The sequence below is a fragment of the Phytohabitans sp. LZ39 genome, from assembly GCF_059359075.1.
This window is the reverse complement of sequence record NZ_JCADBM010000033.1, coordinates 63,477-84,328: the sequence shown is the minus strand read 5'-3', so window position 1 is coordinate 84,328 and position 20,852 is coordinate 63,477. Positions and strand designations below refer to the sequence as shown.

Below are 20,852 nucleotides of genomic sequence, written 5' to 3'. Positions count from 1 at the left end.
TTGATATACCGCCACGTGTTCGTGAACAGCTTCGCCAGCTCCGCCTCTTCGGGCTCCAGCGGCACGATCTGGTCGGTAAGGTTGCGGAAGAACTTTTCGGCGCGCTCGACCACCTCGGGGGTCCGCGCGGAGACGATCTGCGGCAGGTCGAACAGCTCCGTGAGCGCCTTGCCCTCGGCGATCCGCTCCGGGCAGAAGGCCACGTCGACGCCCGCGCCGAGGCCGGCGAGCAGCTTTTCGGTGAGCGCGGTCACGCCCGGGTAGACGGTCGACCGTAGGATCACGAGCTGGCCGGCGACAAGGTGGTCGGCGCACCGCTCCAGGGCCCGCGGCACCGCGCCGAGGTCGGGGTTGAGGTGCTCGTCGACCGGCGTGCCCACCACCACGACGACGTGCTCGGCCGCGCCGACGCTGGCGGGGTCGGTCGTGGCGACCAGCCGGCCCGCGCCGACCACCTCGGTGAGCAGCGGGGCGGCGCCCTCCTCGTCGAACGGCATGATGCCGTCGTTGACCGTCGCCACCGCGGCCGCGTTGATGTCGTACAGCGTCACGGAGAGTCCGCGCGAGGCGAGCGCGATGCCGAGTGGCAGGCCCACCCGGCCGCAGCCGCCGACGATCACCGCGTCCCGAGAAAACTGATGTGCCCGCACAGGCGCCCTCCCGCTGAGCATGCCGAAGACCAAACCGAAGACCGCCAGACGGGTCCAGGGAACTGCTAGATGCTATTTAGGCCTGGTTGCCGGTCCGATTCCACTGTCTGGAACGTGACACGGGTACCGGCCGACCGGTTGGACTCAGCGCTCCTGCTGGCGGGGAACCACGACCTCACGCAGGATGAGCTGGATCGCCGCGACCGCCGGGATGGCCACGAGCGTGCCGATGACGCCGAAGAGGGCGGCGCCGAGCAGGGCGGCCACGATCGCGGCCACGTCGCTGACCTCGACCGAGCGGCGCATCACCTTCGGGTAGATCAGGTAGTTTTCCACCTGCTGGTAGATGATGAAGAACACCACGCAGGCGATGCCGGCGGTCAGCGAGCTGGCGAAGCCGACGATGCTCACGATGACCGCGCCGAGCGTCGCGCCGATCTGCGGGATCAGGTCACAGACCGCGACCACCACGGCCAGGGCGAACGGGTACGCCACCCCGGTGATGATCAAGAAGATGTACGTGCTGGTGCCGGCCAGGAGCGCGACGGCGAGCGCACCCACCATGTACGCGCCGACCTTGGTGAGGATCTCGTCGGTGATCAGCCGCACCCGCTGCCGGCGGGAGGCCGGCACCAGCTGGTAAGCGCCTTCCTTCATGCGGTCGAACGCGGCCATGAAGTAGATCGTCAGCACGAGCACGGTCAGCACCCGGAACACCGTGCCGAACACGAGCGACGCCCCGCCGAGCACCCCGCCGAGCGCGCTGGTGATGTTTTGCGCGTTGACCGCCGACGACGCCCGCTGGATGATGTCGTACCGCTCGTTGAGGTCGCGGATCGTCGGGTTGTTGTTGAGCTGGTCGACGTATCCGGGGAGGTTGTCGATCACCTCGCTGGACTCGTTGACCACCGGCGGGACGAGCGCGAAGAGACCGCCGCAGAGCAGCAGGATGATGCCCAGCGCGACGGCGGCGACCGCGAGGCCGTGCGGTACGCCCCACTTGCGGAGCCGCACGACCGCCGGGTTGAGGCCCACGGCGAGGAAGAGCGCGATGAAGATCAGTAGGAGCATGCCGGCGGCGTTCTTGACCGCGATGTACGCCGTGTAGGCCAGCAGCACACCGAGCCCGAAGACGAACCCGGTGACGAAGGCGTTGCGACCCAGCGGCCGCCCCGGCGGGCCGAACTTGCCGGTCGATGGCGGGACCGGGGCTTCGTCGTCCGGCGCGTCGGCTTCGTCGTCCGGCGCGTCGGCCTCGTCTGCCCGCGGCGCGGAGCGCTCGGGCCGCTCTACGAGCTCGTCGCCGGATCCCTCAGCTGCCACTTGACCTCCCCGCCGTTACGACCCCGCAGCAGGGTAACGGCAGCGCGCCAGCGGCGCGACCGCGGGCGGCGGGTCGCGCGGGGAGGGTGAGGGAAAGGTCAGCCGACCTTCTGAGGCGTGTCGGCCCGCTCCTCGGCCTCGTCCTTTTCGTCCTGCGTGCCGGCGCTCACGACCTGGGTCTTTTCGGCGTCGCTCACCACTTGGGTCTTTTCCGAGTCGGACTCGGTCGAGACCTCGGAGGCGGCGTCGCTCGCCTTCTTGACGGTCGCCTTGGCCTCGACCACCTTGCGCTCGGCCTCCTCGGCCGTGCGCTGTGCCTCGGCGAGGCGCTGCCGCTCGGCGGCGAGCTGCTTTTGCACCTCGGTGAGCGCGCGCCGGAACTGGTCGCCCTCTTGGCGGGTGGCCACCGTCTGCTGCTTGACCTCGGCGAGCGCCTCCTGCGCGTGCGCCACCTGCTGCTGCACGTCGGCGAGGAGCTGGCCGGCGGCGGCCGTCTCCTTCTGCGTCGAGGCGAGGTGCTGCTGGGTCGCGGCGAGGTGGCCCTGCGCGGTCGCGGCCTGCTCCTCGGTCTGCCGCCGGACGGCCGCGGCGTGCTCCTCGGCCTCCCGCCGCACCGTCGCGGCCTGCTCCTCGACCTGGCGCCGGATCTCCGTCACGTAACGCTCGGCCTCGGCGCTCCGCGCGGCGACCTGCTGCTCCGCGCCCGCCCGCCACTGCGCGAGCTCCTGCTCGCCGGCCGCGCGCCGCTGGGCGAACTCCTGCTCGATCGCCGCCCGCCGCTGCGCGAAGTCGCGGTCGAAGTCGGCCTGGCGCTGGTTGATCTCCTGCTCGACGCTGCCGCGCCACTGCGCCAGCTCCTGCTGGGCCTGCCCGCGGGCGGACCGCACCCACGACTCGGTCTCCGCCCGGGAATGCTCCGCGAAGTGGGTGGCCTCCTCGCTCAGCCGCTGTGCCTTCTCCCGGGCCTGCGCCAGCGTCGCCTCCGCCTCGGCGTGCATCTTGGCGGCCTGCTCGCGCGCGCTCGCCAGGATCGCCTCGGCCTGCTCCTGCGCCTGGGCCACCGCCGCCTCGGCCGACGCGCGGCGCTCGGCGGACGCCTTTTCCTCGTCGGAACGGCGGGCGGCAAGGGCGATCTCGAAGTCACGCACCGCGTCGGCGGCGCGTGCCCGGGCCTCGCCCAGCGCCCGCTCCGCCTCGACCCGCTGCTCGGCGAGCTCCTGGGTGGCGCTGCCCCGGATCGCCTCCGCCTGCTCCTCGGCGAGCGCGAGGATTTGCTCGACGCGCGGACCGAGGTGGCGGAACGAGATCTTGTCGACGCTCGCCGCCTGGCGACGCACGTTGACCACCTCGGCCTGGAGCTGCTCCACCTGCGCGGCGAGACTCTGGATCTGCGCATACGCCTGCTCACGCTCGGTGGCGAGGGTGGCGATCTCACCCTCCGCGCGGGCGACGTAGCGGTCTACCTGGCGTTTGTCGTAGCCCCGCATGGCCGACTCGAAAGTCGGCTCCGTCGACACACCATCACCTAGACCAAAGAGCTCTCCGCCGTGCGACATGCCCCCCATCCTCACACGCTCAGCTGAATGGCGCCTGGATACACACCATTCGGCGGAGGGACGCGCGCCACTGCGTCTCCTGGCCCGGGCGGGCACGCCAACGCAGGCCGCACCGGTAAACCGGTGCGGCCTGCGATCGGTCGCATCTGCCCCGCGATGCGGTGACCGTCGTCAGCCGTCAGGGGTGGAGCCTCAGCTCGCCGTGCCCGCGTTGACGCGCTCGCCGTCGCCCTTGCCGGACTTGTCTTCCTCCGACTTGGCCGCCTGCGGCGCCGTGGGCACGATGCCCGCGAGGCCGGAGAGCATCTGGCCGAGCTGCGCGGTGACCGCGTCCTTCTGGCGGGTGAGGTCTTCGACCTCGCGCCGGGCGGCCTGCGTGGTGAGCTCGGCCTCGGTGCGGGCCTCGCTGACGAGGCGGTGCGACTCGGCGCGGGCCTCGTTGAGCGTCTTCTCCGAGAGGGCCTTGGCCTTGTCGATCGTCTCGCTGGCATTGCGCTCGGACTCGACCCGGCGGGCCTCGGCGCGCTGCTCGATCTCCTTGGCGCGGTCTTCGGCGGCGCGGGCGCGCTCCTCGGCCTCGGCGACGAGCTTTTGCGTCTGCGCCACCTGCGCGGCGTGCCGCTCGGACTCCTCGCGCTCCGCCTTCTCCCGGCGCTCGGCGAGCTCGAGCGCGAGGGCCTGGAGGTCCTTGTCGCGCTTGTCGCGGGCGTCGGTCAGCAGCTTGGTCGCCTCGGCGCGCTTTTCCTCGGCCTCGCGGGCCGCCTTCGCCCGGAGCTGGGTGATCTCCCGCTCGGCGGTGGCCCGCAGGGTGGCGACCTCACGCTCCACCGTGGACTTGAGCTCGGCCACCTCGTGCGCGGTGACCGTGCGCAGCTGCTTGGTCTCGCGGTCGGCGTCGGCGCGGAGCGTGTCGGCCTCGCGGCGGGCCTGCACCCGCACCTCGGCGGCCTCGCGCTCGGACGCGGTGCGGACCTGGCCGGCCTCGCGCTCGGCGGTGGCCTTCATGGCCGCGGCCTCGGCGCGCGCCTTGTCGGTGATCTCGCGGGCCTCCAGGCGCGCGGCGGAGAGGATGCCCTCCGACTCGCGCTTGGCCTCGCCGCGGTGGTCGTTGGCCTGCTCCTCGGCGAGACGCAGGATCTGCTCGACCCGCGTGCCAAGACCGGAGAGCGTCGGCCGGCTGTTTTCCTCGAGCTGCTTGTTGGTGTCGGTGAGCTTCGCCTCGAGCGAGCCGAGGCGCTGCTCGGCCTGGCGGAGCCGGCGCTGAGCGTCGTTCATACGCTGCTCGGCCTCGCCGCGGGCCTGCTCGGACTGGGTCAGTGCGGCGCTGAGGCGGCCGACGAAGTCGTCGACCTGCCCACGGTCGTATCCCCGGAGGACGACCGTGAAGTCGTGTTGTGAGTTCGCGTTTTCGAAGAACGCGAGGGAGGACGGCTGCTGCTGCTGGGGCATTGGGACATACTGGCAGACCCACCGGGGGGCTTCGCAAGGCCGTACGGCCCCATGTCGCCCCCACTTATAAGGTCATCTTTTCGGGTGAATGGCGACGTGACTATCGGCCCCGGAAGCGGTTGATCTCAGCCTCGTGGCGAGCCCGCAGCTCCGGGTCGCGGACCCCCAGACCGTCGGCCGGTGCGAGGCAGCGGACACCGACCTTGCCCTGATGCGCGTTGCGGTGCACCTCGTACGCCGCCTGGCCGGTCTGCTCCAGCGGATAGGTGCGTGACACGGTCGGGTGGATGCGGCCGAGGGCGACGAGCCGGTTGGCCTCCCACGCCTCGCGGTAGTTGGCGAAGTGGCTCCCGATGATCCGCTTGAGATTCATCCAGAGGTAGCGGTTGTCGTACTGGTGCAGGAAACCGCTCGTCGATGCGCAGGTGACGATCGTTCCGCCGCGTTTGGCGACGTAGACGCTCACGCCGAACGTCTCCCGACCCGGGTGTTCGAAGACGATGTCCGGGTCTTCTCCGCCGGTCAGCTCGCGCACCCGTTCGCCGAAGCGGCGCCACTCGTCCGTGTCCTGCGTCCGCTCGTCCTTCCAGAAGCGGAAGTCGCCGCGGTCGATCACCAGGTCGGCGCCCATCCGCCGGCACAGCTCCGCCTTGTCGGGGGAGGAGACCACGCAGACGGGTATTGCGCCGCCGTTGAGGGCCAGCTGGGTGGCGTACCCGCCGAGCCCGCCGGACGCGCCCCAGATCAGCACCACGTCGCCCTGCTTCATCTGCGCGCCGTGGTGGGAGACGAGCTGCCGGTACGCGGTGGAGTTGACCAGCCCGGGGCTGGCGGCCTCCTCCCAGCTGAGGTGACGCGGCTTGGGCATCAGCTGGTTGGCCTTCACGACCGCGAGCTCGGCGAGCCCGCCGAAGTTGGTCTCGAAGCCCCAGATCCGCTGCTGCGGGTCGAGCATGGTGTCGTCGTGCCCGGCCGCGTCTTCCAGCTCCACCGACAGGCAGTGCGCGACCACCTCGTCGCCGGCCGTCCACTTGGTCACGCCCGGACCGACGCGCAGCACCACGCCGGCGGCGTCCGAGCCGACCACGTGGTACGGCAGGTCGTGGCGCTTGGTGAGCGCGGAGACGCGGCCGTACTTCTTGAGGAACGTGAAGGTCGAGAGCGGCTCGAAGATGCTCGTCCACACCGTGTTGTAGTTGATCGCGCTGGCCATCACCGCGACGAGCGCCTCGCCCGGCCCGAGCTCCGGGGTCGGCACCTCCTGCACGTGCAGTGACTTGCGGGGGTCCTTCTCCTTGGTGGCCATGCCGTCGAACATGGCGGTCTCGTCGGACCGGACCACGACACCCCGGTAGCTCTCCGGCACCGGAAGGCCCGCGATGGCGGCCAGCTCCTTGGCCGGGTCGCCCGACCCCTCCGCCGCCATGATCGTTTCGAGGATCTTCTGCACAGCGCACCTCCTGGGCGATAGGCCCAGGATGTTACTGAACGGTAATTCAGGCTGGAACCGTTTTGTGAAGAACTGCACCAGGCTCGACGAGTTCGATCAATACGCCGCCGGCGTCCTTCGGGTGCACGAAGTTGACCCGCGAGCCGGCCGTGCCGCGCCGTGGCTCGTCGTACAGCACGCGCACGCCGCGCTCGCGCAGCGCGGCGGCGGCCGCCTCGACGTCCACCACCGTGTACGCCACCTGCTGCACGCCCGGCCCGTTGCGGTCGAGGAACTTCGCGATCGTGGACTCCGGTGAGAGCGGCGCGAGCAGCTGCACCTGCCCGCCCGAGGGATCCGGACCGACCGCGAGCATGGCCTCCTCGACGCCCTGCTCCTCGTTTGTCTCGCGGTGCACGCAGCGCATGCCGAAGACCCGCGCGTAGAAGCCGATCGCCGCTTCGAGGTCGGCCACCGCCACGCCCACGTGGTCGATGCGAAGGAGGCCTATGCCTGTGACATAGTCGGCAGCGGGCTCACCGTGGTCGTGTTCGTTCATAGCGTTAGTCTGACCGAACGACCGTTAAGTGGTGCGGGAGGGTGAGCAACATGACCGGCTCCGTGATCGTGAGTGGCGCGCGTACGCCGATGGGCCGCCTGCTGGGCAACCTCAAGGACTTTCCGGCTACGGCGCTCGGCGGCTTCGCCATCCGGGCGGCGCTGGAGCGGGCCGGGGTCGCCCCCGAGCAGGTGCAGTACGTGATCATGGGGCAGGTGCTCCAGGCCGGCGCCGGCCAGATCCCCGCGCGCCAGGCCGCCGTCAACGCCGGCATCCCGATGTCCGTGCCCGCACTGACGGTCAACAAGGTGTGCCTGTCCGGCCTCGACGCGATCGCGCTCGCCGACCAGCTGATCCGGGCCGGCGAGTTCGACATCGTGGTGGCCGGCGGGATGGAGTCGATGACCAACGCGCCGCACCTGCTCGTGGGGCAGCGCCAGGGATACAAGTACGGCGACGTGGTGATCCGCGACCACATGGCGCTCGACGGGCTCACCGACACCTGGGACGCCTGCTCGATGGGCGAGTCGACCGAGCGTCACGGCGCACGGTTCGGCATCTCCCGCGAGGAGCAGGACGCCTTCTCGGCGGCCAGCCACCAGCGCGCGGCGGCGGCCCAGAAGAACGGCGCCTTCGCCGAGGAGATCGCGCCGGTCGAGGTGCCCCAGCGAAAGGGCGACCCGATCGTGATCGCGGAGGACGAGGGCATCCGCCCCGACGCCACGGCGGAGTCGCTGGGCAAGCTGCGGGCCGCGTTCACCAAGGACGGCACGATCACCGCGGGCAGCTCGTCGCCGATCTCCGACGGCGCGGCGGCGGTCGTGGTGATGAGCAAGGCGAAGGCCGAAGAGCTGGGCCTGACCTGGCTGGCCGAGATCGGCGCGCACGGCAACGTGGCCGGCCCGGACAACTCGCTGCACCTCCAGCCGGCCAACGCGATCAACCACGCGCTCGGCAAGGCCGGCATGACCGTGGCCGATCTCGACCTCATCGAGATCAACGAGGCGTTCGCCCAGGTCGGCATCGCCTCCACCCGCCAGCTCGGGGTCAGTCCCGAGATCGTCAACGTCAACGGCGGCGCGATCGCGCTCGGCCACCCGATCGGCATGTCCGGCGCGCGCCTCGTACTCACGCTGGCCCTGGAGCTCAAGCGGCGCGGTGGTGGCACCGGCGCGGCGGCCCTCTGCGGAGGCGGCGGCCAGGGTGACGCTCTTATCATCAAGGTCCAGTGAGCGAGCGAGTTGGCGCGCCTTAGTCGCCGCACGAGCGAGCGAACCAGGTGGTGGAGTGAGACGAAGCCGCGACGTATCCGGATTGGTGGCGGCCGCGCGTGAGGGCGACCCCCGCGCGGTGGCCCGGCTGATCACGCTGGTCGAGAGCGGCGACGACCTGCTGCCGGAGGTGGCCGCGGCGCTCGCGCCGCACACCGGCAAGGCGCAGGTCATCGGCCTCACCGGCTCGCCCGGCGTCGGCAAGTCCACCACGACCAACGAGCTCGTGCGCGTGCTGCGCGGCGAGGGCCACCGGGTGGGTGTGCTGGCGGTCGACCCGTCCAGCCCGTTCACCGGCGGCGCGATCCTCGGCGACCGGGTGCGCATGCAGGACCACGCCACCGACCCCGGCGTGTACATCCGCTCGATGTCGAGCCGCGGCCACCTCGGCGGCCTGGCGGCGGCGACGCCGCAGGCGGTGCGGGTCCTGGAGGGCGCGGGCTGCGACGTGGTGCTGGTCGAGACCGTCGGCGTCGGCCAGGCCGAGGTCGAGGTGGCCTCGCTCGCCGACACCACGGTCGTGCTGCTCGCCCCCGGCATGGGCGACGCGATCCAGGCGGTGAAGGCCGGCATCCTCGAGATCGCCGACGTGTTCGTGGTCAACAAGGCCGACCGCGACGGTGCGGACGCCACCTACCACGACATCCAGGGCATGATCGGCCTCGGCGAGCGCGCCCCCGGCGAGTGGCGCCCCCAGGTCGTGCGCGCGGTCGCGGCGCGGGGCCAGGGCATCGACGACATCGTCAACGCGGTGCAGAAGCACCGCGCCTGGCTCGTCGAGCACGGCGAGCTGCGCCGGCGCCGGGAGGCCCGGGCCGCCGCCGAGGTCGAGGCGATCGCGCTGGGCACCCTCCGCGAGCGGCTCGGCTCGATCCGCTCGGGCACCGCCTTACAAGACGCGGCCGTGAAGGTCGCGGCCGGCGAAACCGACCCCTACGCCGCCGCCGCGTCACTCGTCGCATCGCTGCCCTGAGCTACTTTGACGTGCGCGTCATCCGGGCCGCTGAGATCGCGCGCCGGCGCCAACGTCGTCCGTCCATCGCGTCCAGCGCCCCTTTGGGCGGTCGACCCGGGATCGTCTCTCCGGAGATTGTCCCGGGTCCGCGTCAGCGGCGGGCCGCCGCTCCCGCCGGAGACCGCGCGGGCCGGCGGCTCGCCAGGGCTCACCGAGTTCCCCGGCCCACGCTGCCAGCCCCGCGCGCCAAGCCCACAATCTCCAATCCCGGGGGCATCTTCCTTGATCGTCGGCAGGCGGACGACTCGGGCGCCGATCGAGGGATAACGCCGCGCTCACCTCAGCGCCCGCGCCCGGCCCGCGGGCCCCGCTGGGTAGGTGTCCGCGCTGAATCGCCGCGGCGGAGAGGACTCTTGATGTCCATTCAAATAACTCGTATATCGTAGGCTGCTATGCAATTTAGGGCGGCATTATCTCGGCGGCTGCGGGATAATCTAGCGTATGCGGCAGCTTCAGTTGTTCACCTCGGCCGCGCTCGCCAAAATGCGTGACCACACCGCGTCGCGTAACTATTCTCCCGCCGCCGAAGAGTTTCGCCGCGCGCACGAGCGCCATCGCGCCTGGGGCTTGGCGCAACGCCACGGCGAGCGTCGGCGTCGCCTCCGTGATAGCTGCGCGCAGACGGCAAACGCGCACGCGAGCCGACAAGACCGGACCCCGCATCAGCCCTCGGTCCAAGCGTCGACGCCGCTTGGGCGGCGGCAGCACCCAGCGCCGAGCGAAAACCTGCCGACCGGCCGAGAGTCCTTAGACCGCAGCGAGCCCGCGGTCGCCGCCGCACCTGCTCCGACAGGTCAGCCCGCCTCCGCTACCGCCTCGCCGGGCAGGGGTGCTCCGGCGAGGCTGCCGCTGCGCCCGCCAACGTCCGGGCCGGGCCGAAACGGTCGAGCGCGCAAACCTCGGCCGCGGTCGATGCAGCGCCTACCGCGCCCAAGTCACAGGCCGGCAATTAATCTGTCGATCGTCATTTCCCCGCATTGCCAATTACCTGAAAGTCGCCGGCAAATGGGTGCCCGAGCAGCGATACCGACCGAGCCCGCGATGTCAGTCAAATCGCGCGGTCCACCGCTGCTTTTCCATCGGCGCCGCCGGCAATGCCGCGCGCCGCGCATCCGCTCGGCCCGCGTTGGCGTGGCCTGGAGCCGCGCCGGCCCTGCGGATCCGGCTGGGTAGGTGGGCAGGTCGTCGAACTCGCCGCTCTCCCGAGCGGCGCGGATGCGTGCCTCGATGAGGGACTCGAACCGCTCCGAGTAGCTCATGCCTCGACCCTGGCGACCGGCTAATCTCACGCCCGTGGGAACTACGGTGGTGGTCGATGGGCTCTCGGTGGCGTACGGGCGGGGCGAGCCGGTCCTGCGCGACGTGTCGGTGACCGCCGAGCCGGGGCGGGTGCTGGCCGTGACCGGCCCGTCGGGTGCGGGCAAGACCACCCTGCTCGCGGCGATGGCCGGCATGCTCCCGCCCGCCGCGGGCGGCGTGACGGTCGACGGTGAGGCGCTGCGCGACCGCGACCACGCGGTGGCCCGGGGCGTCGTGCTCGTGCCGCAGGACAACGGGCTCGCCGCGATCCTCACCGCCGGGGAAAACCTCCAGGTCGCGCTCATCGCCACCGGGGTGTCGCCCACGGAGGCGCGCCGGCTGACCGCCGCCGCCCTGGAGCGGCTCGGGCTGACCGGGCAGACCGACCAGCTCGTGGAGGAGCTGTCCGGCGGGCAGCAGCAGCGCACGGCGATCGCGCGCGGGTTGGCGCTGGCCGGTGGGGTGCTGCTGGCCGACGAGGTGACCAGCGAGCTCGACGCCGCCAACCGGCAGCGGGTGCTCGACCTGATGCACGACGAGGCGGCCCGCGGCGCGGCGGTGGTCTTCGCGACCCACGACTCCGAGGCGGCGGCGTCGTGCGACGCGGAGGTGCACCTCGTCGACGGCCGCGCGGAGCTTGTACGCGGCTGATTACCGCGGGTGAGAGCACTCCCCGCGTTCGCCCTCGGCGGGTACGCTCCGGACCCAGTGGCCTGCCAGCGACACAGGGGGAGAAGTCATGACCGACGTAGCGGCTCAGGTGCCCGCGCAGCGCGAGGAGACCACGCCCGACGAGACGGTCGTCGAGGTGGTGGAGGCGGCCCCGGCCACGACGCCCGCCCCGTCCGAGAGCAACGGCACCGTCGCCCAGGTGAGCGAGCAGATCAGCGACGCGGTCGACCGGGCCGGTGACGCGGTCGAGCGGGCCGCGGCGGCCTCCGGGCGGGTCGCCTCGCAGGTGGTCGAGCGCCTGCGCAACAACGCCGAGCTGGCCGCCGAGCGGGGCACCACCTCGATCGCCGACGAGGTGGTCGAGAAGATCGCCGGCATCGCCACCCGCGAGGTGCCGGGTGTGTACGACCTGGGTGGCGACGTGGCCCGCTTCTTCGCCAACGTCAAGGAGCGGATCGGTCTCGGCGACGCCGACGAAGACGCCGACCGTGGCATGTCGGTGCGGCTGGAGGGGCGCACCGCGGTCATCAACATCACGCTCGTGATCGAGTACGGCTTCGTGGTGCACTCCGTGACCGAGAAGGTGCGCGCCAAGGTGATCAGCTCGGTGGAAAACCTGCTCGGGCTAGAAGTCACCGAGGTCAACATCCGGGTCGACGACGTGCACGTCGACGACGCCGGCCCGGTCGGCGGCGACGAGACGCGGGCCGCGGGCTACCAGCCATAACCGCATGGCCTTAGCGATCGTTCAGTGTACCCTCTAGACTCGGTGCCATGAACGCCGAGGAGATCGCGGCAGGCCGCGCGCGCTGGCAGGCCCGGTACGACGCAGCCCGCAAGCGCGACGCCGACTTCACGACGCTCTCCGGGATGGCGGTGGATCCGGTCTACGGTCCACCACCCGGCGTCGACGTGCCCGGCTTCGACCGGATCGGGTGGCCGGGGGAGTACCCGTACACCCGGGGGCTCTATCCCACCGGCTACCGGGGTCGCACGTGGACGATCCGCCAGTTCGCCGGCTTCGGCAGCGCGCGGCAGACCAACGAGCGCTACAAGATGATCCTCGGCGCGGGCGGCGGCGGGCTCTCCGTCGCGTTCGACATGCCGACCCTGATGGGGCGCGACTCCGACGACCCGCAGGCCCTGGGCGAGGTCGGCCACTGTGGCGTGGCGATCGACTCGGCCGCCGACATGGACGTGCTCTTCGACGGCATCGACCTCACCGCCACCACCACGAGCATGACGATCTCCGGCCCGGCGGTGCCGGTCTTCTGCATGTACCTGGTGGCCGCCGAGCGCCAGGGCGCCGATCTGTCCACACTGGACGGCACGCTCCAGACCGACATCTTCAAGGAGTACATCGCGCAGAAGGAGTGGCTCTTCGAGCCCGAGCCGCACCTGCGCCTGATCGGCGACCTGATGGAGTACTGCGCGCACAACATCCCGCGCTACAAGCCGCTCTCGGTGTCCGGCTACCACATCCGGGAGGCGGGCTCGACGGCCGCGCAGGAGCTCGCGTACACGCTGGCCGACGGCTTCGGCTACGTCGAGCTCGGGCTCTCCCGCGGCCTCGACGTCAACCTCTTCGCTCCCGGGCTGAGCTTCTTCTTCGACGCGCACCTCGACTTCTTCGAGGAGATCGCCAAGTTTCGGGCGGCCCGGCGGATCTGGGCGCGGTGGCTGCGCGACGTGTACGGCGCGACCGACGAGCGGGCGCTGTGGCTGCGCTTCCACACCCAGACGGCGGGCGTGTCGCTGACCGCGCAGCAGCCGGTCAACAACGTCGTCCGCACCGCGGTCGAAGCGCTCGCGGCCGTGCTCGGCGGCACCAACTCGCTGCACACCAACGCGCTCGACGAGACACTCGCCCTGCCGACGGACGAGTCCGCCGAGATCGCCCTGCGCACCCAGCAGGTGCTGATGGACGAGACCGGCGTGACCAACGTGGCCGACCCGCTGGGCGGCTCGTGGTACGTGGAGGCGCTCACCGACCGCATCGAGGCCGAGGCCGAGGAGATCTTCACGAAGATCAAGGCGATGGGCTCGGACGGCACGATCACCTCCGGCATCCTGCGCGGCATCGAAGACGGATGGTTCACCGGGCAGATCGCGGAGGCGGCGTTCGTCTACCAGCAGGCGCTGGAAAAGGGCCTCAAGCACGTCGTCGGCGTCACCGGACACACCGGCACGGTGAGCCGCCCGCTGGAGATCCTCCGCGTCTCCCACGAGGTCGAGGTCGAGCAGCGCAAACTGCTCGGCGACCGGCGCGCCGCCCGCGACAAGGCGGCGGTCGACGCGGCGCTCTCCCGGATGGTCGACGTGGCCCGCACCGACGGCAACATCGTCCCGGCCATGCTCGACGCCGCCCGGGTCGAGGCCACCCTCGGCGAGATCTGCGACGCCCTCCGCGCCGAGTGGGGCGTCTACCGCGAGCCCGCCCGTTTCTGATCCCACGGGCGACCCATTCCAAGACAGATTCTTTGAGCTACCGCCCCAAGAGGGCAGCCCTCTTGGGCGTGAATTCCCAGCAGGGGTCCCGTATACCCGCCCAGACGGTGAGAGGGCTGCCCTCTTGAGGGCCAGGCGGGTGGGTGAGCGGGAGCGGTCTCGACAAAAGTTGGGGAGACAGGGCCTAATAGTGGCCGTGACTGGACTGGCGGTGGCGTGCCGGCGGGTGGTGCACATCTACCGGGCCGAGGGCGGCGACGTGGTGGCACTGTCGGGTGTCGACCTGTCGATCAACCCGGGCGAGATGCTGGCGCTCGTCGGCCCGTCCGGTTCGGGTAAGTCGACGCTCGTCGCGCTGCTCGGCGGCCTCATGCGGCCGTCGGCGGGGCGGGTCAGCGTCGGCACGTACGACCTGGGCAAGCTCACCGACGCGGAGATCTCCCGGCTGCGCGGCACCGAGATCGGCGTGGTGCTCCAGGGGGCGGCGCGCAACCTGCTGCCGTACGCGACGCTGCACCGCAACGTCTGGCTGGCCCAGCGCCGCGCGGCGCACACGGCCGGCATCGAGCTCGACGACCCGGAGCGGATCCTCGACCTCGTCGGCCTGCGGGGCAGGGCGGGCGCGAAGATCGGCGACCTGCCGCCGGGCGCCCGCCAGCGGGCCGCGCTCGCGGTGGGCATCGCCGCGTCGCCCGGCCTGCTGCTCGTCGACGAGCCGACCAGCCAGCTCGACACCCACGGGCGCGACGAGGTGCTCGGCGCGCTGGAGACGGTCAACGCCGAGCGCGGCACCACGATCGTGGTCGTCACCCACGACGCCGAGGTCGGCGCGCGGCTCGGGCGGGCCGTGACGATCCGCGACGGGCGGGTGGGCGCGGAGGGGCGCGACGGGCAGGACTTCGCCGTGGTGGCCGGCGACGGCACGATCCAGCTGCCGCCCGAGGTGCTGGGCGAGTTTCCGCCCGGCACGCTCTTCACCGTCGACCGCCTCGACGGTTCGGTGCAGCTCGTCGTCGGCGGCAGCCAGGCCGATTCGTGATCGGCACGGGATCGAATTCGATCGTGCCCTCGGTTTAAGGTCTCCGCATGCTTGCGGTGGTGCTGGGCGCGATCCGGGCGCGCCGGGCGCAGGCCGCCACGCTGTTCCTGCTCACCGCGCTCGCCGTCGCCGCCGCGACCGCCGCCCCGTGGTACGTGGTTTCCGCCGCCCGCTCGGTCGCGGTCGCCGACGTCACCGGCGCCCCCGCCATCCAGCGGGTCGTGCTGGCCGGCGCGCGGGTCGAGGGCAGCCCGGACGTGGTCGCCAAGGTGCGGGCGGAGATGAGCCGCGTCGTCGACATCCCGGGTGCCAGCGGCACGGCGTCGGTGCGGGTCTCCGCCCAGCTGGCGCACGAGGGTGTCAAGCAGGCGGCCACCGCCGCCTACCGCGACGAGATGTGCGCGCACCTCACGATCGCCGGCAGCTGCCCGGCCGCCGAGGGTGACGTGCTGGTCAGCGACCGCACGGCCACCCGCTTCGGGCTCGCCACCGGCGACCGGGCCGCCCTCTCCATCGCCGGCAGGAGCCCGGTCGAGCTGCGCGTCACCGGCACCTACCAGCTGCGCGACCCGCTCGGTCCGTACTGGGCGGCCAGCGCGCTGGGCCGGGCGAGCGGCACCGACACGAGCGCGGGTGCCGGCGACCCGGTCTTCACGACCGCGGAGACGGTGGCCGCGGTCGGCGCGGCGGAGCTCTTCGCCGAGTACCACGTGGTCGTGCCGGTCGAGGCATACCTCGGCATCGACGGCTACGACCTGGCCGCCGAGATCGACCGCCAGCAGGACACCTCGGGCGCACAGTGGCGGGTGGAGAGCCGGGCGCCCGCGCTGGTCAGCCGCGTCGAGCGGGAGCAGTGGCTGGTCAACCTCGGCGTGAGCATCGCCGCGATCCAGCTGCTGCTGCTGTGCTGGTTCGCGCTCTTCTTCGCGGTCCGGCACAGCGCCGAGCAGCGCCGCCCCGACATCGGCTGGCTCAAGCTCCGCGGCGGCGCGCGGTGGCGGGTGTGGGCGCTGGTCTTCCAGCAGAGCGTGCTGCCGATGCTCGCCGGCGCGGTCGTGGGTGCCGGCGCCGGCGTGGGCCTCGCCCGCCTCCTCGGCGAGGTCGACGCCGACCGGGCCGGCGTCGCCGCCTCCCTGTCTCTGGCCGCCGGTGGCGCGGCGGTGCTCGGCGCGCTGGTCGCCGCGGTCGCCGCCGACCGGGGCGGGATGGGCGCCGGCGTCATCGACCTGCTCCGCCACGTGCCCGCACGGCGCCGGGGGTGGCGCGCCGACGTCATCGACCTCGTCGTGGTGGTCGTCGCCGTCGCCGGGGTCTACCAGGCCTACGTCACCGACCGCGATCCCGGCGAGTCCACCGGCCTCGTGCTGGTGGCACCCGCACTCGTCGCCCTCGCCGTGGCGCTGGTCGCGGCCCGCGCGATCGGGCCGCTCGCCGTGCGGGCCGGCCACCGCGCGCTACGCGCCGGGCGGCTGCCGCTCGCGATGGCCGCCACCCACCTGGCCCGGCGGCCCGGCACCCACCGGGTCTTCGCGCTGCTCGCGGTCTCGGTCGCGCTGCTCGGCGCGGCGGCGAGCGGATGGTTGGCCGCGGCCACCGCGCGCGACGAGCGCGCCGCGCACGACCTCGGCGCCGACCGCGTCCTCACCGTCCAGGCACGCAGCCGCGACCACCTGCTGGCCGCCGTCCGGGCCGCCGACCCCGCGGGCTCGCAGGCCGCCGCCGTCGTGCGCAACGGCACGGGCGAGGCCGGTCAGGTGGTGCTCGCCGTCGACACCGAGCGGTTCGCGCGGGTCGCCCGCTGGCAGGAGGGGTACGGGCCGGGGCTGCCCGAGCTGCTCCAGCGGCTGCGGCCGGAGGCGCCGGCGCCCGTGCTCGTCGGTGACGGGCCGCTGGCACTCGACGCCGAGCTGGTCGAGCCGCCCGAGGCGCCCAGCGGGCAGGGCGAGGGCGGCGAGCCTACCCCCGGCATCCCGGTGCGCGCGGTCGTGCACTTCGTCACCGCCGGCGGCCTCCCGCTCACTGTCGACTCTGGACCGTTGACGGCCGGCCGGCGCTCGTACCAGATGGATCTCTCGGGTTGTGGCGGTCGATGCCGGCTGGCCGCGGTCGAGCTGGCCGGTCCCGACTCGGGTGGCGAGACACCCCCGGACCGCACGGTGCGGATCCACGCCCTGAGCGGCGGCGCCGGGCAGGTGGGCGAGGCGGTCGAGGCGGGCCGGTGGCGCGGCTCGGCGCGGGTCGACACGCGTGGCCCGACGGTCGCGGCGGCGGGCGGCGTCCTGGAGCTGACGACGCCGCCGCAGGACATGCCGACCGGCGTCAACCGCTCCGGCGTGGTCTACCTCGTCGACTCGCCGGTGCCGCTGCCGGTGGCGCACACCCGCTTCGCCAGCGCGAGCGGCACCCCCGGCGACCCGCGTCTGTCCATCTTCGGCGGCGACGAGGTGCCGGTGCGCTTCTCCGGCGCGGTGACCGCGCTGCCGCGGGTGACCGGGCGGGGCTTCCTCGTCGACCTGGAGTACGCCAACCGCCTGGCCGTCGACGCCGGACTCGGCGACGAGGCGCAGGTGTGGCTGGCGCCGGGTGCGCCCGACGGCATCGCCGACCGCCTGCGCGAGCAGGGGCTCGTCGTGCTGGCCGACGACTCGATCGGCTCGGCCCTCGGCCGGTACGCGGAGCAGGGCCCGCCGCTCGCCCTCCGCTTCCAGGTCATCGCCGGCGTGCTCGGCGTGCTGCTCGCCGCCCTGGCGCTGGCCGTCGCGGCCGCGGTGGAGCGCCCCGACCGCTCGGCCGAGCTCTCCGCGCTGCGCGCGCAAGGGCTGTCGCTGCGGGCGGTGCGGCTGATCGGCTACGGCGGGTACGCCGCACTGGTCGTCGCCGGCGTGGCGATCGGGATCGCGGCGGCCGCGCTGGGCGGCGGGCTCGTGGAGGCGGCGATGCCGGTGTTCGTCGACGACTGGAAGGTGCTCCCGCTCTCCACCGGCCCGCAGCCGCTCGCGCTGCTCGTGGCCGGACTCGGCGGGCTCGCCGTGCTGGGCGTGACCGGGGCTTTGGCCGCCGCCCAGCTGGTGCGGGCGAGCGGGGGTGGCCGTCCGTGATCGCGCTCGTGTTCGCCATGCTCGCCGCGCGGAAGGCGCAGGCCGTCGCCGTGTTGCTGCTCAGCCTCTTCGCCACCGGCGCGGCCGTGGCCGGACCCACCTACCTGCGCGCCGTCGACGACGCGGTGGTGCGCACCGAGGTGGGCGAGTCCGACCGGATGGAGCAGACCGTCAGCCTCTCCGCGTTCGTGGGGGAGGGGGAGCAGATCACCGCGGCGGGCTTCGACTCGGTGGCGCCGCGGGCGCTCGACGTCGACGGGTTCGAGCCGATCTACTCCACGACGTTCGTGGTGCTCGGCGTCGAGCCGGACCCGGCCATCTCGTGGTTCGTCTTCCGATCCGACGTCTGCTCCCATCTGCGCATGGTCGCCGGGCGGTGCGTCATGGCGGCCGGCGAGACGGTGATCGGCGACAGCACCGCGCGGCGATTGAAGATCGCGCCCGGCGCCACGGTCACGGTCGAGGCGGCCACCTACAGCGAGCAGGCCCGCCGCTACCTGCCGGCCGGCGCGCCGACCCGGCTGACCGTCGTCGGCGTCTACCAGCCGATCGACGTCGCGGATGTCTACTGGGGACGGACCGGATACTTCGCCGCGGGCAGCGCCGACAGCGAGCTCGAGCCGCTCTTCGTCAACAAGCAGACCGCCGACAGCGCCGACCATCCGCAGGACCTGCGCGCGATCGAGGGCGTGCCGGGGCCGGGCGCGCTCGACCCCGACCACCTCGACCGGGTCCGCGCCGACCTCGCCGACATGCGCGACGAGCTGGTCGGCGGTGTCGGCCCGTCCGGCTCCTTCGCCAACCTCGCCACCGAGCTCGACGCACTGCTCGACCGCATCGACAAGGCCCAGGTCCTGGCGCGGCGGGTGGTGCCGGTGGCGGCGGTGCCGCTGGTCGGGCTCTGCTGGTTCGTCATCTTCCTCGCGGTGGCGTACGGCACCGCGGGCCGCCGCCACGAGCTGGGGCTTGTCGCCCTCCGCGGCGCCCGCCGGCCGGTGCGCTGGTGGCTGAGCGCGGGCGAGAGCACGCTCGCGATCCTGGCCGGCGCCCCACTCGGATACCTGGCCGGCACGCTCGCCGTGTGGCTTGTCGCGCGGGCCCGGTTCGGCGGCGGCGAGCCGACCGTCTCCGCGGACGCGCTGCCGTACGCCGCACTGGCCGCCGGCGGTGCCCTGCTGGCCGCCCTGCTCGCCCAGCGGCAGCAGCTCGCCGCCCCGGTCGCCGACCTGCTCCGCCGGGTGCCCGCCCGCAGCGGCACGTGGCGTTCCACGGCGGTCGAGGCGGTCGTGGTGGTGCTCGCGGCCGTGGCGGTCTTCCAGCTGCGCGGCTTCGAGGGCGAGCTCGTGGGGTTGTCGCTGCTCGTACCGTCGCTCGTCGCGGTCGCCATCGCACTCGTGGCCGCCCGCCTGCTCATGCCGCTGGCCGGCCGGCTCGGTGCCCGCGCGCTGCGCCGCGGCCGCCTCGGCGCCGCCCTCGGCGCGCTGCACGTGGCCCGGCGCCCCGGCAGCCACCGCCTCTTCGTGCTGCTGGCGGTCGCGGTGTCGCTGCTCGGCTTCGCCGCGATGGCGGTCGACGTGGCCGCCCGGTCGCGCGCCGAGCGGGCCAGCGTCGAGACCGGCGCCGACCGCGTCGTCACGCTCCTGCCGGTCGACGCGGGCAAGCTGCTGGCCGCGGTGCACGCCGTCGACCCCGACGGGCGGTACGCGATGGCCGCCGCCGTGGTTCCCCCGGTCACCCAGCGAGGCGTGCGGATGCTGGCCGTCGACAGCCCGCGCCTGGGACAGGTCGCGGTGTGGCGGCCGGAGTTCGGGATGGCACCGGGCGAGGCGGCCCGGCTGCTGCGTCCGGAGACACCGGAGCCGTACGTGATGCGCGGCACCCGCGTCACCGTCACGCTCGACAACCCCGGCCAGCCCGAGGGGCAGCTGCGGCTCGCGGTGTCCCTGCGGCCGCTCGACGGGAGCGCGGCGGTCCGGATGACGTTCGGGGTGCTCGAGCGGGGCGTGCGCACGTACACCGCGGAGGTGGGCGCCTGCGCCGCCGGCTGCCGCCTGATCGGCTTCGACGGGATCTACGCGCGGAGCGGGTCGGAAACCACCAGCGTGGTCATCCGCGAAGTACACGACCTCGTCTCCACGGCGGAGCTGGCCGGCGGCGGGTGGAAGGGCACCGTGCGGGGCGACGTCACGCCGGGGCCGGGCGGGCTCACGCTCAACGTCGCCGCCACGGGCGCGCGGCAGGAGACCTGGGCGCTGGCGCCGGACGTACCCAGCCCGCTGCCCGTCGTGACGGCCGGTCCCCTCCCGAACTCGGCGTCGCTGCCCGGCCTCGACGCCGACCGGACCGTCCCGCAGGTCGTCGGCGAGGTCACCACGCTGCCCCGGCTCGGTGGCGCCGGGGTGGTGGCCGACCTCGAATACCTCGAACGGCAGACGGTCGGCGTCGCCCAGCTCGTCGAGCCGCAGGTGTGGCTCCGCCCGGACGCGCCGGCGGACACCGTCGACCGCCTCGCCGATCAAGGCCTGGTGATCGCCGGCGACGACACGGTGGCCGAGGCGCGGGCGTTGCTCGACAAGCGGGCGCCGGCGCTGGCTATCTGGTACCACCTGCTGGCGGCCGCCTTCGCCGTGCTCCTCGGGCTCGGCGGCCTCGCGCTCATGGCGGCGGTGGACCGGCGGCGGACCACCGAAGACATGCGCGCGCTGCGGCTCCAGGGCCTGTCCGGCCGGGCGGTGGGCCGGGCCGCGCTGTGGAGCTACCTGCCGGTGGTCGGCGCCGCCCTCGTGACCGGCGCGGTCGCGGCCGTGGTCGCGTGGTGGCTCGCCGGCGGATACCTGCCCGTGTTCGTCGACGACGCGATCGTGCTGGAGCTGCCGCGCTGGCCTTCGCCCGTGGCCGTGGCCCTGCCCGCCCTGCTCGCCGCCGTGGCCTTCGCCGCCGCGGCGGTGGGTGTGTCGGCGGCGCATCGCCGCTCCACCTCCCGGCCCCCGTTGGGGTGACCTTGTCGCAGCGCTGGGTGGGTTCGCGCGCGCGGCGCGCGTGCG

At 73.0% G+C, this 20,852-nt stretch carries 15 protein-coding genes; 8 read left to right on the top strand and 7 right to left on the bottom strand.

Translation table 11 applies throughout. From position 1 onward, the window contains the following. From AC5L36_RS41365 to mce, 6 genes are all read right to left on the bottom strand, one after another. On the bottom strand, nt 1–650 hold a 650-nt coding region (locus AC5L36_RS41365; protein ID WP_494909661.1), incomplete at its 3' end, for a nucleotide sugar dehydrogenase. A gap of 144 nt (nt 651–794) precedes the next feature. Further along, a complete protein-coding gene (locus tag AC5L36_RS41360) occupies nt 795–1,973 on the bottom strand; it encodes an AI-2E family transporter (RefSeq protein WP_441224285.1) in 1,179 nt (392 codons plus the stop codon). A 98-nt stretch (nt 1,974–2,071) separates the two neighbouring features. Beyond that, a complete protein-coding gene (locus AC5L36_RS41355; protein ID WP_441224284.1) occupies nt 2,072–3,490 on the bottom strand; it encodes a coiled-coil domain-containing protein in 1,419 nt (472 codons plus the stop codon). 231 nt (nt 3,491–3,721) lie between these two features. Continuing rightward, the gene (locus tag AC5L36_RS41350) at nt 3,722–4,978 is read right to left on the bottom strand and encodes a DivIVA domain-containing protein (RefSeq protein ID WP_441224283.1); all 1,257 of its coding nucleotides are present in this window, start codon (nt 4,976–4,978) and stop codon (nt 3,722–3,724) included. A 100-nt stretch (nt 4,979–5,078) separates the two neighbouring features. Then, nucleotides 5,079–6,428 (bottom strand): crotonyl-CoA carboxylase/reductase, encoded by a 1,350-nt coding sequence (gene ccrA, locus AC5L36_RS41345; RefSeq protein ID WP_441224282.1) that lies wholly within the window; start codon nt 6,426–6,428, stop codon nt 5,079–5,081. A 46-nt stretch (nt 6,429–6,474) separates the two neighbouring features. Next, nucleotides 6,475–6,966 carry a methylmalonyl-CoA epimerase gene (mce, locus tag AC5L36_RS41340; RefSeq protein WP_441224281.1) on the bottom strand — a complete coding sequence of 164 codons (492 nt, stop codon included), beginning with the start codon at nt 6,964–6,966 and terminating at the stop codon, nt 6,475–6,477. Between the two features lie 50 nt (nt 6,967–7,016). On the opposite strand from mce, the gene AC5L36_RS41335 reads away from it, so the two are divergent. Both AC5L36_RS41335 and meaB read left to right on the top strand, forming a co-directional pair. Then, on the top strand, nt 7,017–8,198 hold the full coding sequence (locus tag AC5L36_RS41335; protein WP_441224280.1) for an acetyl-CoA C-acetyltransferase: 1,182 nt from the start codon (nt 7,017–7,019) through the stop codon (nt 8,196–8,198). 55 nt (nt 8,199–8,253) lie between these two features. Then, on the top strand, nt 8,254–9,210 hold the full coding sequence (gene meaB, locus AC5L36_RS41330; protein WP_441224279.1) for a methylmalonyl Co-A mutase-associated GTPase MeaB: 957 nt from the start codon (nt 8,254–8,256) through the stop codon (nt 9,208–9,210). Nucleotides 9,211–10,187: 977 nt separating this feature from the next. Here meaB and AC5L36_RS41325 read toward each other — a convergent pair. Further along, complete coding sequence (locus tag AC5L36_RS41325) at nt 10,188–10,511, bottom strand: DnaJ family domain-containing protein (protein WP_441224278.1); 324 nt, start codon at nt 10,509–10,511, stop codon at nt 10,188–10,190. Nucleotides 10,512–10,545: 34 nt separating this feature from the next. Here AC5L36_RS41325 and AC5L36_RS41320 point away from each other — a divergent pair, with 34 nt between their 5' ends. From AC5L36_RS41320 to AC5L36_RS41295, 6 genes are all read left to right on the top strand, one after another. Then, entirely contained in the window at nt 10,546–11,202 is a 657-nt protein-coding gene (locus AC5L36_RS41320; protein ID WP_441224277.1) for an ABC transporter ATP-binding protein, read from the top strand. 88 nt (nt 11,203–11,290) lie between these two features. Beyond that, nucleotides 11,291–11,950 (top strand): Asp23/Gls24 family envelope stress response protein, encoded by a 660-nt coding sequence (locus AC5L36_RS41315; protein WP_441224276.1) that lies wholly within the window; start codon nt 11,291–11,293, stop codon nt 11,948–11,950. 47 nt (nt 11,951–11,997) lie between these two features. Then, on the top strand, nt 11,998–13,671 hold the full coding sequence (icmA, locus tag AC5L36_RS41310) for a coenzyme B12-dependent isobutyryl-CoA mutase large subunit (protein ID WP_441224275.1): 1,674 nt from the start codon (nt 11,998–12,000) through the stop codon (nt 13,669–13,671). 196 nt (nt 13,672–13,867) lie between these two features. Beyond that, nucleotides 13,868–14,710, top strand: a complete 843-nt coding sequence (locus AC5L36_RS41305; RefSeq protein WP_441224274.1) for an ABC transporter ATP-binding protein — start codon at nt 13,868–13,870, stop codon at nt 14,708–14,710. A 47-nt stretch (nt 14,711–14,757) separates the two neighbouring features. Beyond that, a complete protein-coding gene (locus tag AC5L36_RS41300) occupies nt 14,758–17,808 on the top strand; it encodes an FtsX-like permease family protein (protein WP_441224273.1) in 3,051 nt (1,016 codons plus the stop codon). Beyond that, nucleotides 17,805–20,807: a hypothetical protein gene (locus tag AC5L36_RS41295; RefSeq protein ID WP_441224272.1), complete on the top strand. Its 3,003-nt coding sequence runs from the start codon at nt 17,805–17,807 to the stop codon at nt 20,805–20,807. Before AC5L36_RS41300 ends, AC5L36_RS41295 begins: the two co-directional genes overlap by 4 nt. Nucleotides 20,808–20,852: the final 45 nt, after the last annotated feature.